General features: G+C 38.1%; 13 protein-coding genes and 1 pseudogene. 4 read left to right on the forward strand and 10 right to left on the reverse strand.

The window, feature by feature from the left end:
* Window positions 1-44 precede the first annotated feature (44 nt).
* The 4 genes from BSO02S_RS04400 to BSO02S_RS04415 form a co-directional block, all read right to left on the reverse strand.
* Entirely contained in the window at window positions 45-1,175 is a 1,131-nt protein-coding gene (locus BSO02S_RS04400; protein WP_066063095.1) for an NADH-dependent flavin oxidoreductase, read from the reverse strand.
* A 159-nt stretch (window positions 1,176-1,334) separates the two neighbouring features.
* The gene (cysK, locus tag BSO02S_RS04405; RefSeq protein WP_066063100.1) at window positions 1,335-2,258 is read right to left on the reverse strand and encodes a cysteine synthase A; all 924 of its coding nucleotides are present in this window, start codon (window positions 2,256-2,258) and stop codon (window positions 1,335-1,337) included.
* Window positions 2,259-2,338: 80 nt separating this feature from the next.
* Window positions 2,339-3,397, reverse strand: a complete 1,059-nt coding sequence (locus BSO02S_RS04410; RefSeq protein WP_096190875.1) for an acyl-CoA dehydrogenase family protein — start codon at window positions 3,395-3,397, stop codon at window positions 2,339-2,341.
* Between the two features lie 253 nt (window positions 3,398-3,650).
* Window positions 3,651-4,181, reverse strand: coding sequence for a DUF4242 domain-containing protein (locus tag BSO02S_RS04415; RefSeq protein ID WP_066063106.1), 531 nt, complete (start codon window positions 4,179-4,181; stop codon window positions 3,651-3,653).
* A gap of 138 nt (window positions 4,182-4,319) precedes the next feature.
* On the opposite strand from BSO02S_RS04415, the gene BSO02S_RS04420 reads away from it, so the two are divergent.
* The gene (locus BSO02S_RS04420; RefSeq protein WP_066063107.1) at window positions 4,320-4,769 is read left to right on the forward strand and encodes a winged helix-turn-helix transcriptional regulator; all 450 of its coding nucleotides are present in this window, start codon (window positions 4,320-4,322) and stop codon (window positions 4,767-4,769) included.
* Between the two features lie 16 nt (window positions 4,770-4,785).
* On the opposite strand, the gene BSO02S_RS04425 is transcribed toward BSO02S_RS04420, so the two are convergent.
* The 4 genes and pseudogenes from BSO02S_RS04425 to BSO02S_RS04440 all read right to left on the reverse strand — a co-directional run bounded on the left by BSO02S_RS04425 (window position 4,786) and on the right by BSO02S_RS04440 (window position 8,905).
* Window positions 4,786-5,553: an ABC transporter permease gene (locus BSO02S_RS04425; protein ID WP_066063110.1), complete on the reverse strand. Its 768-nt coding sequence runs from the start codon at window positions 5,551-5,553 to the stop codon at window positions 4,786-4,788.
* A 6-nt stretch (window positions 5,554-5,559) separates the two neighbouring features.
* The gene (locus BSO02S_RS04430; RefSeq protein WP_235846868.1) at window positions 5,560-6,519 is read right to left on the reverse strand and encodes an ABC transporter substrate-binding protein; all 960 of its coding nucleotides are present in this window, start codon (window positions 6,517-6,519) and stop codon (window positions 5,560-5,562) included.
* A gap of 13 nt (window positions 6,520-6,532) precedes the next feature.
* Window positions 6,533-7,315 carry an ABC transporter ATP-binding protein gene (locus tag BSO02S_RS04435; protein WP_066063111.1) on the reverse strand — a complete coding sequence of 261 codons (783 nt, stop codon included), beginning with the start codon at window positions 7,313-7,315 and terminating at the stop codon, window positions 6,533-6,535.
* A gap of 380 nt (window positions 7,316-7,695) precedes the next feature.
* Window positions 7,696-8,905: pseudogene (locus tag BSO02S_RS04440) on the reverse strand (catalase).
* 329 nt (window positions 8,906-9,234) lie between these two features.
* Here BSO02S_RS04440 and BSO02S_RS04445 point away from each other — a divergent pair.
* Together BSO02S_RS04445 and BSO02S_RS26105 are read left to right on the forward strand one after the other, a co-directional pair.
* Window positions 9,235-9,996, forward strand: coding sequence for a cell wall hydrolase (locus BSO02S_RS04445; RefSeq protein WP_066063116.1), 762 nt, complete (start codon window positions 9,235-9,237; stop codon window positions 9,994-9,996).
* Between the two features lie 1,063 nt (window positions 9,997-11,059).
* The gene (locus BSO02S_RS26105; RefSeq protein WP_157081384.1) at window positions 11,060-11,215 is read left to right on the forward strand and encodes a hypothetical protein; all 156 of its coding nucleotides are present in this window, start codon (window positions 11,060-11,062) and stop codon (window positions 11,213-11,215) included.
* A gap of 257 nt (window positions 11,216-11,472) precedes the next feature.
* On the opposite strand, the gene BSO02S_RS04450 is transcribed toward BSO02S_RS26105, so the two are convergent.
* Complete coding sequence (locus BSO02S_RS04450) at window positions 11,473-11,853, reverse strand: hypothetical protein (RefSeq protein WP_066063119.1); 381 nt, start codon at window positions 11,851-11,853, stop codon at window positions 11,473-11,475.
* A 202-nt stretch (window positions 11,854-12,055) separates the two neighbouring features.
* On the reverse strand, window positions 12,056-12,163 hold the full coding sequence (locus BSO02S_RS04455; protein WP_066063122.1) for a YjcZ family sporulation protein: 108 nt from the start codon (window positions 12,161-12,163) through the stop codon (window positions 12,056-12,058).
* A 674-nt stretch (window positions 12,164-12,837) separates the two neighbouring features.
* On the opposite strand from BSO02S_RS04455, the gene BSO02S_RS04460 reads away from it, so the two are divergent.
* Window positions 12,838-13,557: a hypothetical protein gene (locus BSO02S_RS04460; RefSeq protein WP_066063123.1), complete on the forward strand. Its 720-nt coding sequence runs from the start codon at window positions 12,838-12,840 to the stop codon at window positions 13,555-13,557.
* Window positions 13,558-13,929 lie beyond the last annotated feature (372 nt).

The following is a 13,929-nucleotide window of genomic DNA, read 5'->3' on the forward strand; positions in this document are numbered from 1 at the left end:
GCGCTCTAGGCCATACGCCGCTGAGCAGGGCGCTTCCGCTTTTCTTATTTTTCCATTGGAAACCATCCAGGTCTGTTGACAATCGCTTGCCAAAGAGGATCTGGCACAACAAGACGAGATTGAGCGTCTTTCTTTAGTTTTGTTTCAATTTCAGACTCTTTTCCTTGTCTAACCTTTTCAACCCAATCAGGGTCAATAATTAGCTCTCGTCCGATTGCAATCATTGAAACGCCAGTTTGAATCGCTTTTAAAGCATCGTCTGCTGTGTAAATGGAGCCTACACCAATCACTGGAACAAGATCCCCCACTCTCTCCTGAATAATTTCAAGGCGAGATCGGGTATCTTCCACACCGCGTCTTGGCGTTGACCAGAACTCCGTTACCGAAACATGAAGGTAATCAAGCTCTTTACTAGCCAAAATATCCACTAAGGCAAGAGTATCTGCCATGGTAATTCCGGGTGTTTCAGGTTCCTCTGGTGAGAATCTATATCCAACAAGGAATGGTTGTTTCGCATTTTCAGCTACTACCTTTTTCACTTCATCTATAACGGCAATTGGAAAGGATAATCTTTTTTCCAAACTTCCGCCGTACTGATCTTCACGTCGGTTGGAATGTGGTGAAAAGAACTGCTGAATTAAATAGCCATTCGCTCCATGTAATTCAACCCCATCAAATCCAGCTTCAATCGCTCTCCGGGTAGACTCGCCAAAATCACGAATAATGGATTGAATTTCTACCTCACTCAAAGCGCGGGGAACTTGATGGGATACTGTACCTTGTTCTGCCGGAACAGCACTAGCACTAACAATTTCTCCATTTGGAACTAACTCTGGCGGACACATCCTGCCGCCATGGAAAATTTGCAGGACTGCTTTCGCTCCTTGTTCTTTAATGGCAGAAGCTAGTCGGCGTAAACTTGGAATCAGGTCATCACGATTGCTTCCAAATTCACCATGAAATCCTTTTCCGTTAGCTGTGACATATGTACATGCTGTAACAACCATTCCGACTCCATTTGAACGGCGGCTATAGTAAGCTACTTCCTCATCTGAAACTGTACCGTCTAGATTTGAAGACCAATTGGTCATCGGTGCCATAACAACACGATTATCTAATTGAATTCCGCTGCGCAAGTTAATTGGCTGGAATAATGGTGTATATTTTGGATTCATAATTCTCGACCTCCGCATTTTAGTGAACCCTTTTATCATACTTTTACGATATAAAAAATGCAGTAAATATGCTTAATACAAGAATGAAATTTGGGACGGTCTTGTGGTTTTTAGTGAGGTTAGTACCGACCACATGAAACATCACCATGGACTCTGGACTCAACTTAGAAATAAGTCCGAAGACAGATACCGTTCTCCCGTGTCTGGAGCTATACAAAGAACTCTAGCTGAAGATGGCAGACTTTTTGCGATCTCGACAGCGAAATGGGCCGAAGAAGATCCAGATGCGCCTACAAAGATCCCTTCCACTGAAGCAAGCCGGCGTGCCGTTACCTGGGCATCTTCATCCTTAATATGCAAAATTTCATCATAAATATCACGATTTAAAATCTTAGGAATAAAACCGGGACCTGTTCCTGGGATTTTATGAGGTCCAGGCTCACCACCTGAAAGAACAGGGGATCCAAACGGTTCCACTACATAAATTTTCAAGTTTGGAATCTGCTTTTTTAGCTCTTCCCCAACTCCAGTTACCGTTCCTCCTGTTCCTGCAGTTAACACAAGTGCATCCAATTTCCCTTCGAAAGCTTCAAGAATTTCAACTGCCGTTGTTTCGCGATGTGCATCGGCATTTGCAGGATTCTCAAATTGCATGGGAATAAAACAATCTGAAATGGTTTCAGCTAATCGGTTTGCTTCATCAATCGCCCCATTCATTCGCAATCTTGCTGGAGTTAGGTATACTTCTGCTCCATATGCTTTTAAAATCTTCACACGCTCTGCAGTCGCATTATCAGGCATCGTAATAATACAACGATACCCTTTCACTGCACATACCATGGCGATTCCGATACCCGTATTACCGGAAGTCGGCTCGATTACGGTACTTTTTCCCGGAATTAATTTCCCCTCATTCTCTGCACTTTCAATCATATTAATGGCAGCACGGTCTTTCACACTGCCGCCTGGGTTAAATGATTCCAATTTTATGTATACTTTCCCCCCAGTTGGGTCAGGTAATTTATTCAATTTTACAATCGGAGTTTTCCCAATTAAGTCAAGAATTGAACTGTAAAGTTTCAATACTCTCCCACCTTTCGAAATGATTTTGAAAAAAATCCCCCATGATCAGTCCCATATCAGTATGGGGGAAAATAGTATATTTATCCATTCAGGACTTTCTCTAAGTGTTTCACTGTTGGTGTCAAGTTAGCAAAGAAATAAGCCTCACGCAGTCTTCGAGATGGTGCACTATCCTTTACATAACCGGCACTGCCGTTGTGCAGCATACTTGATTGGACTGCTTCTAAAGTTAAATAGGCCGTTTCAAGTCGTACACGGGCAATCTCTTTGAAGTTTATAATTTCACCGTTATATAGGGATTGTAATTTTTGCTGGATCTTCTCCTCTGCTCCACGTAATTCTTCAGGTTGCTTATTCAAAAACTGGTTACAGCCATTTTGTTTTTGACACACTTTTTCAATGGAAGAAATCGAAGCCTGGGTCACACCAAGTCCAAGCGGGATTTGATAGGAGATAAACGCCAGGCGAATCTCTTCAACGTATTCCTTTGCATTTTCTGACAAAACCCACTCATCTGGAACAAATACATCTTGAAAGGAACATGCATAGGTGGCACTTCCATTGATTCCGAGATAATCTACCTTTTCCTTCATTTTTAAACCATCAGCGTTACAAGGAACAAAACACATGATTTGTTTGCCCTCATTTACACCTGCAATGCATCCAAACCAGTGATCACTGCCAAGGTTGGAGACAGAGGGCAATACGCCAGAGATCAGATAACCGCCTATTACGGGTTTCGCCTTCAAATAAAGTTTTTCCAACCCTGCAAAATATTTCATCGGGTTAGATAAACCTGTTCCAGCTAAGATCTCCCCTTTTTCAAGAGATAGCAACATTTTATTTTTCAATTTTTCATTCTTTGTCTGACGGACATAGGTTAACGCAGCTAGATGGCACCAGAGACAAAAAGCAGTGGTCATACAAACCTTAGCTGTTTCTTGGACTACGAACATCTCATCTAAAAGATATTCCTTTTGTGACTTATTTACAGAGGAAAACAATCCGGCTTCCCCAAGTTTTATTAAAAATCGTTCCGCGTAATAGGCATCTGTATCAATTTGTTTTACGTATGGCTTCAATTCATCCTTAATTAACTTTTCAAGCGTAGATGATTGACTTAAAATCCCCATTTCCATGCTGTCACTTCCCGCCTTCAGAATGTCCTTAAATCATTTAATTCCAATTAGATTAGTTGGTTATAGAGTTATATTATTATACTTTGTTCAAAAAATCAACCATCTTTTTAAAATTTTCAGATTACGAGATTCCATACGAAAAGCGTAAGGCGCCTGGGGCTGGGCATTTCTCGAAGTCAAACTTTATACATTTTATTAGAAAAAGAGGCTAAAAACCACGTTGATGGTTTTTAGCCGCTTACCTACTACTTTATTATTTTCCTGCAAGTTCCGTAATAGAATCGATTGGAGTTTGCACTGCCTCGCGAGCGCGCTTTACAGCAGCTTCGTCAGGAGCATCGTAGAAACAAAGGCATTTTGTCATATCTTCACAAACATACGTTCTTGAAAATGCCACTTCTGGAACTTCTTGATAATGAACAGAATTTTTCTTTTTGCGGGCTAAGTATTGGTCCATGGTTATTTCTGCTGGAATATTCCATTCTACTAAATAATTAACCACATCATTATTTTTCTTTACATCCTCTAACTCTTTTCCAACAAGACGAACTTCTTTAACAAGTTCAACTGGAACTCCGTCAGCTTTGAGTGTTTCAGTCGCAACCGTTTGATCTTCACCTTCTATAATAAAGAATGAGCGGGAAAATTCTTTTGAAACTTGTACTTCAACTATTGCTGCATTTTTTTCATTCAATTTTGCTTGGAGAGCAGAAACCTTTTGATTCAATTCTTCCTTTGTTGACACAACTTCCTTTAATGATGATTCAACTAAATAAAGTGCCATTCTAATTCCCTCGCTTTTTGAAAAATTTTAATTGTCATTCAATAAGGTTATTTTATTATACTTAGTTCAAAAAATCAACTTTATTAATTTTTAATATTTTATGATAAAATAGATAAAAACATGGAAGGGATTTTTCAAATGAAAACTAGATATGATATACCCTGTAATATTGCCCAATCACTTAATATCATTGGGGATCGCTGGACTTTATTAATTGTCCATGAAATATTAAACGGCCAAACATTGTTTAACGAAATGAAAAAGGCTTTACCTGGAATTTCATCCAATCTTTTATCAGAGCGGCTGAAAAATTTAGAAGAAGAAGGACTTATTTCGGCAGAACTCTATTCTGTGCACCCTCCACGCTATCGGTACCAATTAACAAAAAGCGGTGAGGAATTAGAACATGTCTTCAATGCATTGATTATCTGGGGCAGCAGTCATCTACAGAAATGTTATAAAAAACTGATTGATTCCGAAACAGGTGATGAGGTTGAAATCTCTTATTATAATAAAAAAACCGGTGATATTGTGAAACATGTTGAAGTAGTCGCCGTCCAAGAAGAGCTGAAAAAGGCAGGAGATTAATAATCTCCAGCCTTTTTCACGTACGAGCAGTCATTCCCCAATGCTTGCCCACCCATCCTTCAAATAAGCCAATTAAACGATCCAATAGAAATCCGCTCACACCGATAAAAATGATCCCTGCTAGAACGTAATCGAGATTTAACGTATTTCTTGAATCAACGATTAAAAAGCCAAGGCCTGACTGGGCTCCAACCATTTCTCCTGCTACAAGGAAAATCCACCCCGTCCCCACAGCAAGACGCAAGCCGCTTACAATCGATGGGAAGGCAGCTGGAAAAATGAATGTAACCATCAACTTCAGATTCCTAATTTCAAGGTTTTCGGCAATTTTCAAATAGGATCGATCAATCTTTTTGACTCCTGCTACTGTCGTTAATAAGACTGGAAAGAAGGCAGCTATGAAAATGATAACAATCGCTGGCATGTTTCCGATTCCAAACCAAAGTACGATAAACGGCGACCACGCAACAGGAGATACCGGCCTTAGCACTTGCACAATCGGGTCAAAAACTTGCCACACTTTCGGCAATCTTCCTAAAATCATTCCGAGAAGAATAGCGGGAATAACAGCTAAGAAATAGCCTGCAAGAAACCTGCCAAGACTCACTTGTAAATGCTCGAATAAGGTCCCCTCAACAATTAGAGCAATAATAGCTTTCCCCACACTTAACGGAGAGGGAAGCAGGGCTTCAGGATAACCGCCAACCCATTTCACCAGTTGCCAAATGATCACCAGAATGACCATCCCTATTAAAAAATTCAACAGTTTTTTTCCTAATTTCATCACTTGTCACATCGCTTTATTCATAAATGTATTATCCACAAATTCTTCATATAATGGTGGGTCTTCCATCAGCTTCATCTCCAAGACGAGATTGCGAAGCTTATCATATTCCTTTTTTTCTATGCGTAATCCATCAAACGAAATCCATTCAAGCGATAAATCAAGAACCTTCTTGTCTACTTTCATGTAATGCTCGAATGATTCATATAAAGCGGGATCCTTCTGGTTTGCAAGTTCTCCAGATTTTATATACTGGCTTACCATAGATTGAATGGCAGTCCGGTTACCTTGAATAAAATCGTTATGGAAAACGAGTACACAGCAATAGGAATTTGGCCAAATGTCATCCGAAGAGTGAAGGACATGTCCTTTATTCAACACAACCGCTTGGGCACCAAACGGTTCTGCCACCACATAACCCGAAATTCGATTTCCAGCCAACGCAGCAGGCATTTCAGCCGGTGGCATCTCCACTACATTGACATCATTATAGTTCATTCCTTCTTTTTTCAATGTTTCATATAATAAGAGATTATGAGTGGAATATTTATGTGGGATCGCAAATGTTTTATTCTTAAGGTCTTTTACTTCATTAATCTCTTTTGATGAAATTAATACATTTCCATCCTTATGACCGAGTGCCACTGCTTTTAAATCAATTCCCTTTTCCACTGCTTTCATCGCAAGTTCAATTAAGACAGAGGCACCATCTACACGTCCAGTATTTAAAGCATCCATTAAATCGGGCCAGGAGTTAAATTTAACCAACTCAATGTTGTAACTCTTGAATTGGCCACCGTGAACATGGGCATCCAAGTAAAGTGGTCCGGCATGTGTGATGGGAAGGTAACCAATTTTAATCGTTGGTTTATCCAGGGTTTGCCCTGCCCGCTGTCCGCACGCCGAAATAAACAACATAATAACAGCGGTTAATAGTGGGAACATCCATTTTTTGTTTTTCCTCAACGCTCATTTCTCCTTAAATAATGTATTCAGGTTCTTGGTGATTACCGCTAAGTTCGAACTCTTCTAATATCCGTTTACGGTATTGATGAAAATCTTCCCCAGCACGGTCTCTCGGCTTGGCAAGTTTAATCGGCATATCCTTAAAAATTCTTCCCGGGTGAGAACTCATAATTAGTATTCTGTCAGATAAATAGACGGCTTCATCTATATCATGTGTCACCATTAAAATAGTCGTCTTCAATTTTTCCTGAATACGAAGAAGTTCATCCTGTAAGAAATAGCGATTAAACGTATCAAGTGCAGCAAATGGTTCGTCCATCAAGATGACATCTGGCTGCATCGCGAGAGCTCTTGCAATAGCAACACGCTGCTGCATTCCACCTGACAATTCATGCGGAAATTGATGAAGGTAATTTTCAAGTCCAACAAGCTTTAACGCGTCCATAATCCGTTTGTTTTTTTCCACTCCCGGAATTTTTTCTCCTTCTAGCCCTAGTTCCACATTTTTTAGAACCGTACGCCAAGGCAAAAGATTGATTTGCTGAAACAACATAATACATTTTCTTGAAGGACGTTTCACCTCATGACCATCAAGAATCACCGTTCCTCCATCTGCCTTTTCGAAACCAGCCACCATGTTTAATAGAGTACTCTTTCCACAGCCGCTTTTTCCAAGTAATGTGACAATTTCCCCCTTCTTGACCCGATAAGAAACCTGATCAAGTACATGAAGTGATTCCTTTCCATTTACAAATTTCTTCTCTACATCGGTTACTTCAATCACATCCGTTGACACATCACAGCCCCCTTTATTTCAAACCAATATATTCATAGTGGTTTAGTTGGTATTGTAGGTTATTTTATTATACTTTATTAAAAAAAACAACCTACTAATTATATTTTTCTGAAATTTGAATTTAGTAATGACCATGGGGACGGTTCCGATGGTTTTTAGTAAGGAACACTTGTAAATCTGGTGAAAAAGGGGGTGTTGAGAAAAAGATAATTACTAAAAAGCCTCCAATCATCTTTTATATCCGAAATACCCCTGCTATTTCTATCGCCCAAGCTCGACGTCCGTCCGTGGAAATGGCTGAAATTGAGGAAAAATAAAAAGGCTTCCAGTAGTAAGTTTTTACAAACTTCTGGACAACCCCTTGTATTCATACTTCTTAATTAATAAGGATCGGCTTCGTGGCTTTTCTTCACGGCATCTTTGGTTGCTTCGTTCGCTTCTATTGAACGTTGACCATATTTCGATTGACCAGATTCACGTCCTGGAACCTTGTTTTCTTTCTCCGTGCCATCTAATTATTTCATTTTCATTTCGATGCCTTCCTTCACACGACGCCCATAGTCTTCATCTGCTTTTGTAAAATGTTCAATCATGGCATCTTGGATTTTTTTATCACATACCCCAAGAGCCTCGGATAGGTTTTTAATTAATTCATCACGCTCCCAGTCTTCAAAGCTTCGGTAGGTGTGATCCGCTTGACTATAGTTGTTAGGTCGATCAATAGGTGCACTCATTACTGCACCATTATTCGTTTGTTGGTGTGGTGCACGACCTTCTATACTTGCTTCCTCTAAACCTCCAAGCATTGATGGCTCGTAGTTAATATGAGGATGTTCCCCGATTTCTCTCGGATCACGTAAATCCATTTGAGCACGACACTGATTTGTACGAACAGGTGCTTTTGGTGCGTTCACTGGCAATTGTAGATAATTTGGACCTACACGATAGCGCTGTGTATCGGAGTAAGAGAACGTACGCCCTTGTAGCATTTTATCATCTGAAAAGTCCATTCCATCGACAAGAACCCCTGTACCAAAGGCGCTTGCTCAATCTCCGCATGGAATTCCACTGGATTGCGATCTAGCACCATACGACCCACTGGCATATCATATCAGGGAATTTCATCGCATCACGAATAAAGAAAATTTTCAAGTTGTTCCCAACAAGATCCCAGTTTCCATCCTCCGTATACATTTTTACCTCAATGTCACGTGGGTCGCGTGCCGTTTCTGGCGAATCCTTTCCTCCTGCCACTGTGGAGAAACGAACCATTAACGGTGTACGCTTCCCAGCACCTGAAAATACATTCGCACATGTATACTTTTCTACCGGTTCATCTCCCACCTTTCCGTATGTTTCGAATAGCAAAAGCCCGGATCCACGGGCATGTACAACACGCTCTGGTACCTCTTCCCAATAAAAATGGGAAATCTCTCCAATGGAGTGATAATTCTCAAGTGTAGCTGGCCCACGATTACCTATAGTTCGTATATTTTGATTATCCAACACAGGATGCCCCTGGCGTGTTGTCTACGTTTCACGTTCCACATCTTGTTCATTTGAATGATTCATATTTTTGTCCTCTGACAAAATTAAAACCTCCTTAAAGTAGCTACCTCCATCTATTAACCCTATATTGAATTCTTACTGAATAAATGTCACAACCTGTCTCGTTCGAACAATATAAGAAAAAAGTCACCATGGTCCCTTTAAAAATGACAAATATTTTAGTAATTTATTCCTCCACTTCGCATTATTTCCTAGTTTATGACATTTACTTAGGAGTATTGTCATAAACCTTCCCTTTATGTAATGCTGTTCATCAAAATAAAATGAATTGTAACGCTATCGTTCTGTAAATGAAGTATAAGCCATGATAAGGTGATATCATGGGAATTTTACAGGAGGTAGCACACAGCATGAGGAATTCTTATAAATCATTTGTTGTAGCTTGTGTAGCTACAATTGCCTTTGGGATACACATTAATACTGCGAAGGCGATCACCGAATCTTTCAATCAAAATGAACACAGCCTTCCGGTACATGAAATACAAAATAGTTTAACCATTGTGAATAAAGTGGTAAAACAAGATATTTCTACAGGAAAAATCTTACAACCACAGAGCATATCCATCCAATTAGCAAAACCGGCGATATATGTAGCTGCAAAAGCAGTTGATTTACTAGCAGAGCCATCAAAACCTGCAGCTGAGACTACTAATGATTTGAAAGATGCTGAAGAAAAATCGGCTCAACCAAATGAACCTGAAGTTGAAGCTCCAGTTGAAGAGATTCCAACACCTACTATTTCTATTTCAGATAAAGAAAAAGACTTATTTGCCAGATTAGTTGAAGCGGAGGCAAAAGGCGAGCCGTATGAAGGAAAAGTAGCCGTTGCAACAGTCGTGTTAAATCGAGTGGAATCCCCTCAGTTTCCTGATACGGTGACAGAAGTGATTAATGAAGTAGTCGGTGATGCTTATGCCTTTTCACCTGTTCAAAATGGTGAAATTAATAAACCGGCATCAGAAGAGTCAACTCAAGCAATAGAAGAGGCTCTAAAAAGAGAAGATACTATAACTGATTCAATTTTTTTCTATAACCCTGAAATTGCAACAGATGATTGGATTCGCTCACGTGAAAAAGTAGAGACAATCGGTAATCACGTATTTGCGAAATAGAATGATGATTATTAAAATGGCGTGCCAAACTGACAAAAGTCATGGCATGCTTTTTTTATAAAAGCAATTTCTAACAACGATAACATGAATGATTGAAATAAGTCCCCCTTTATTGGAAGTAATGCCGTTTTAACTTGTTTCTTGGTTCGGTTTGTCTTAATTTACAAAATCAAAGTACTAAAATGTATTGAATATGATTTGATGAGATTGGTGTAATGGCCGCATTGATTTGGTAACCAATACTTAGTAATTGCGATAAAGTTTCAACACAATTGTGACGTGGCGGCTCAATCGGAGCGTGATAATTTTTATACAGATTTATCAGCTGAATATTGTTTTACAGTGAAGAAAGACAACATGTCTTCCTGTCCATGCTTGCCCGAATATAGGTTGAATTTGTATCTCCCTCATGTTTCTCATATTGAACACCTTTAGGAATTGATACAATAGTTTATGAATGAGACCATATCTATAGTTCTTAGACATTAATAACTGTTTTAAGAGGCTTTGTTAAGCCTATTCCAAATGCGACCCTTTCTGGTAGTGGCTTTAATTTTTTCTATCATTTTTTCACCTTTTAAAAATTTTTTCTCCCCAAACTATAAAAGTAAAATATTTCAATACCTTCTGAATTATTATTTCATAACTAACTTATCATAAGATGCTAAAAAAAATGGCCCTTTTCTGGAAGATGACTTTTAATCGAAAAAATTCCTTATATGGCTTTTCCTGTTTATAATATTATAACCTGTCTTGCACATACCAATTTAAAATCCTTCATTATTTTACCATTAATTTCTTCGAACTTGTTTAACAAGATGGCCCGATTGCTAAAAAAGGGACCATTCTTTTCAGAATTGCGCTCGATTGTTAAATAATTTTTTCAATCGGAACGTGGCACCAGAATTAAAAAATACTTTTACAAATAGATAAATACCCATCCTTCTTCATATAGGGACGCATACACTATCTTTGAATCAATTTGAGGAGGAGATATAAAAAATGGAAAGACAATTCTTCGGTAGCGGAATGGGATATGGTGGCTATTACGGAGGGTATCCTTATGGCATGGGATATGGCAGCTTTTATGGAGGTTATCCTTTCCACCATGGATATGGCGGCTTTTATGGAGGTTATCCTTTCCACCACCATTTTGGATATGGAGGCTATCCTTTCCACCACCATTTTGGATTCTAACATTGCTGTGGATGTTAATTGATTGATCCCCACATGGTCTGCTTTTACCTTCAAAATGTTTGTACCCCTGAAGTTGTCTTCAGGGGTTTTACTATCTTGATGCCCTTATTGGTTTAAGTGGATTTGAATTGTTTGGTAGTTGCGGATTGGGTTAATGTTGTGTCATCTCTGATTACAAGTCGGGCAGCTTTTTTCGCATTAATTGTAATTGGTGTATTCATATCATAAAAAATAAGCCTTTCAGCGAATTAGAAACGGAATTTGATAAAATCCTTTATTTCATTTGGATTTAAATTTTTTAATAAATTGATTTAAGAAAAGGGGGATACCCTTAAAAAATGGTTTATATTGTTTAGAAGTTTCGATAAACATTTCGATCGTCTCTATAAGCAATCCACTATCCACGTTGTGAAGCAGGTTTTCTATCTGATTTTGATTACTTGAAGTACCTTTCTTTTCTGTTTTCCTAGCATCAAAAAACCAATCATCGAACCGATCAGATCTGTTATGGGAAAACGATGAGCTTTCTTTTTGTTCTTGAGAATTATTTTCAGCTACTTCGTAAGTTTCTCTATGGTTTCTGTTTCCAAACAGGAATCTTGAAAAAGGGTCGATTTCACCATTTAGGTTTTGTTTTTCTTTATGATCATTCTCCTCCACCAACTTCTCCTTCCTCTCATAAGATAAATTATGATGGGTTTTAGAAAGCCCTTTCTCTCTATGTATACGTTATAATACAAGGAGGGTTTGGACAAAAATCATACTGTTAAAAAAAATCAATTATTTAGCCAATGACGGATAGTAACAGTTGCAATTAACAAAGGGACAGCCGAACTAAGCCTGTCCCTTTGTTAATTGCAACTTAGTAGCCTCCCATAAATGAAGCTCCTACAATGATAAGGAGAATGAACAATACAACGATTAATACAAAGCTGCTGCCTCCATAGCCTCCGCCGTATCCATATCCCATATTTTCCACCACCTTTTTGATTTTTCGAAGGAAAAAACCTTCTATATATTATATTTCTGAAGACAAAAGTGGATTGGACAAACATCATATAGTAGTAAAAATCAATAATTTGCTAAAATAACTTTTCAAAAAAAAGCGTCTGCATTACATGCAAACGCCTCTCGCTTAGTGCTAAATATCCCTTCTTTTGGACTTTTCTCATTTCTTATAATGCACATCTATTTGGCTCTTAATTTTGTTCCTCTTTGCTTTTGAAAAAGCAAAGAGGACAAGCATGCCCCGATAAATTCTCCCTCAAAATTTGTATTTTGTTGAGATTTTAATAATTTGTTTCCATTAGCCAAAAAGAGCGTTCCTCTTTATTTAAGAAACGCAAATGTTAGCAATAACAACCTTTATATAATCAATACCTTTTAAGCTTTAATACTTAAGCGATAGGGAAATTTGAGGAATGATTCTATCCCATCATTTGCTACGATCCTTTGTAACCTAAATTGGATTAGAGGTTGAATTAACTTCTTTATATAATTAATTATTGAATTCAGACACTTGTCCATTCAATATTATTCTTACCGTCATATATTATTGCAATAATGTCAAAGATTCTCGTGATCGATTTGAAATTATGATTATTATTTTTGACTTGAATATTTAACCAAAAGGAGGAGTTAGGAATGGAAACCGTAGTCACAGGTAATGATGATCAAGACCCATCAGAACTTGTAGCCCATACGACTCGTATTAATAAGCTAGTGGCTAACATGGTTAAACAAGAAATTTATTTAAAAGAGGAATTAGCAAACAAGAAAGAAGATATAGGTTCACTTACTGCAAGCCTTGATAATAGCAATAAAGAAATAGCAGAATTCCAAATGCAAAGAGAAATACTTCAAAAGCAAATAGAAACACTTCAAAAGCAAGTAGACGAAAAGAGAAAAATAAGTGAAAATAATCATACATTGATTGGGGAGTTAAGAAGTCTAGTAGCCGAGCAAGAAATGCAGCTTAAACATCTAAAAGAAGTTATTGGCACCAAAGAACAAGTAATTACGTCATTTGCTGTAAGTCTAGAAAATAGCAAAAAGGAAAATGCAAAACTTCATAAACAAATAGACGAAATGAAACCTACCAATGAAAATAAAGAATCATTGATTGGAGAGTCCCAAGAAAAAATTGATTCGTTAAGCGAGGTAGTATCTGTATTAACCACCCGTCAAAGTGAACCAAAAGCTAAAGAAGAAAATTCGGTGCAGAAAGCAGAGCGGAAATCTCAAAAGAAAATGCTTAAACGATTGCGGAACAAGCACCCAAAAGCGAATGAAAAAGAATTAGCGGATCTATTAGGGGTAGACATTTCATATATGATCCAGCTTCGAAAAGAATTTGATATTTGAATAATGTGTGTCGCCCTATAATGTGAATTATTCTACTTTCTTTTGATAAAGAAATTAAAGGGATTCTAAAAGCCCTTTTTATGATTTTTACCACCGTTTTATCTTTCTTCTTTACTCACTGGAAACTTACTCCATAAGATAATATACAACCTGTAAGATATTGTTTATCTTTACAGAATTGTCGCACCCGTCCTAAAATACTGAGCGGCAGGGAATTTCTCCCTCCCCCGTTAATCAAATAAGAAAAGCTGCTTCAATGACAGCTTTAATCTTTAACTTTTACACCCCGTTAGCCATCCATGCAGCATAAAATCAGTGCTGCACCACAGAGAATGAAAATGAGTAGGAAGTGTCAATACTGATACTGACCAT

The sequence above is a fragment of the Neobacillus soli NBRC 102451 genome (assembly GCF_001591665.1).
Lineage (GTDB): Bacteria > Bacillota > Bacilli > Bacillales > Cytobacillaceae > Neobacillus > Neobacillus soli.

Excerpts from the sequence above, each read along its gene's own strand:
- BSO02S_RS04400 (WP_066063095.1), bottom strand. The coding sequence starts at position 1,175 with ATGAATCCAAAATATACACCATTATTCCAGCCAATTAACTTGCGCAGC.
- BSO02S_RS04410 (WP_096190875.1), bottom strand. The coding sequence starts at position 3,397 with ATGGAAATGGGGATTTTAAGTCAATCATCTACGCTTGAAAAGTTAATT.
- BSO02S_RS04415 (WP_066063106.1), bottom strand. The coding sequence starts at position 4,181 with ATGGCACTTTATTTAGTTGAATCATCATTAAAGGAAGTTGTGTCAACA.
- BSO02S_RS04420 (WP_066063107.1), top strand. The coding sequence starts at position 4,320 with ATGAAAACTAGATATGATATACCCTGTAATATTGCCCAATCACTTAAT.
- BSO02S_RS04425 (WP_066063110.1), bottom strand. The coding sequence starts at position 5,553 with ATGAAATTAGGAAAAAAACTGTTGAATTTTTTAATAGGGATGGTCATT.
- BSO02S_RS04445 (WP_066063116.1), top strand. The coding sequence starts at position 9,235 with ATGAGGAATTCTTATAAATCATTTGTTGTAGCTTGTGTAGCTACAATT.
- BSO02S_RS26105 (WP_157081384.1), top strand. The coding sequence starts at position 11,060 with ATGGCATGGGATATGGCAGCTTTTATGGAGGTTATCCTTTCCACCATG.
- BSO02S_RS04455 (WP_066063122.1), bottom strand. The coding sequence starts at position 12,163 with ATGGGATATGGATACGGCGGAGGCTATGGAGGCAGCAGCTTTGTATTA.
- BSO02S_RS04460 (WP_066063123.1), top strand. The coding sequence starts at position 12,838 with ATGGAAACCGTAGTCACAGGTAATGATGATCAAGACCCATCAGAACTT.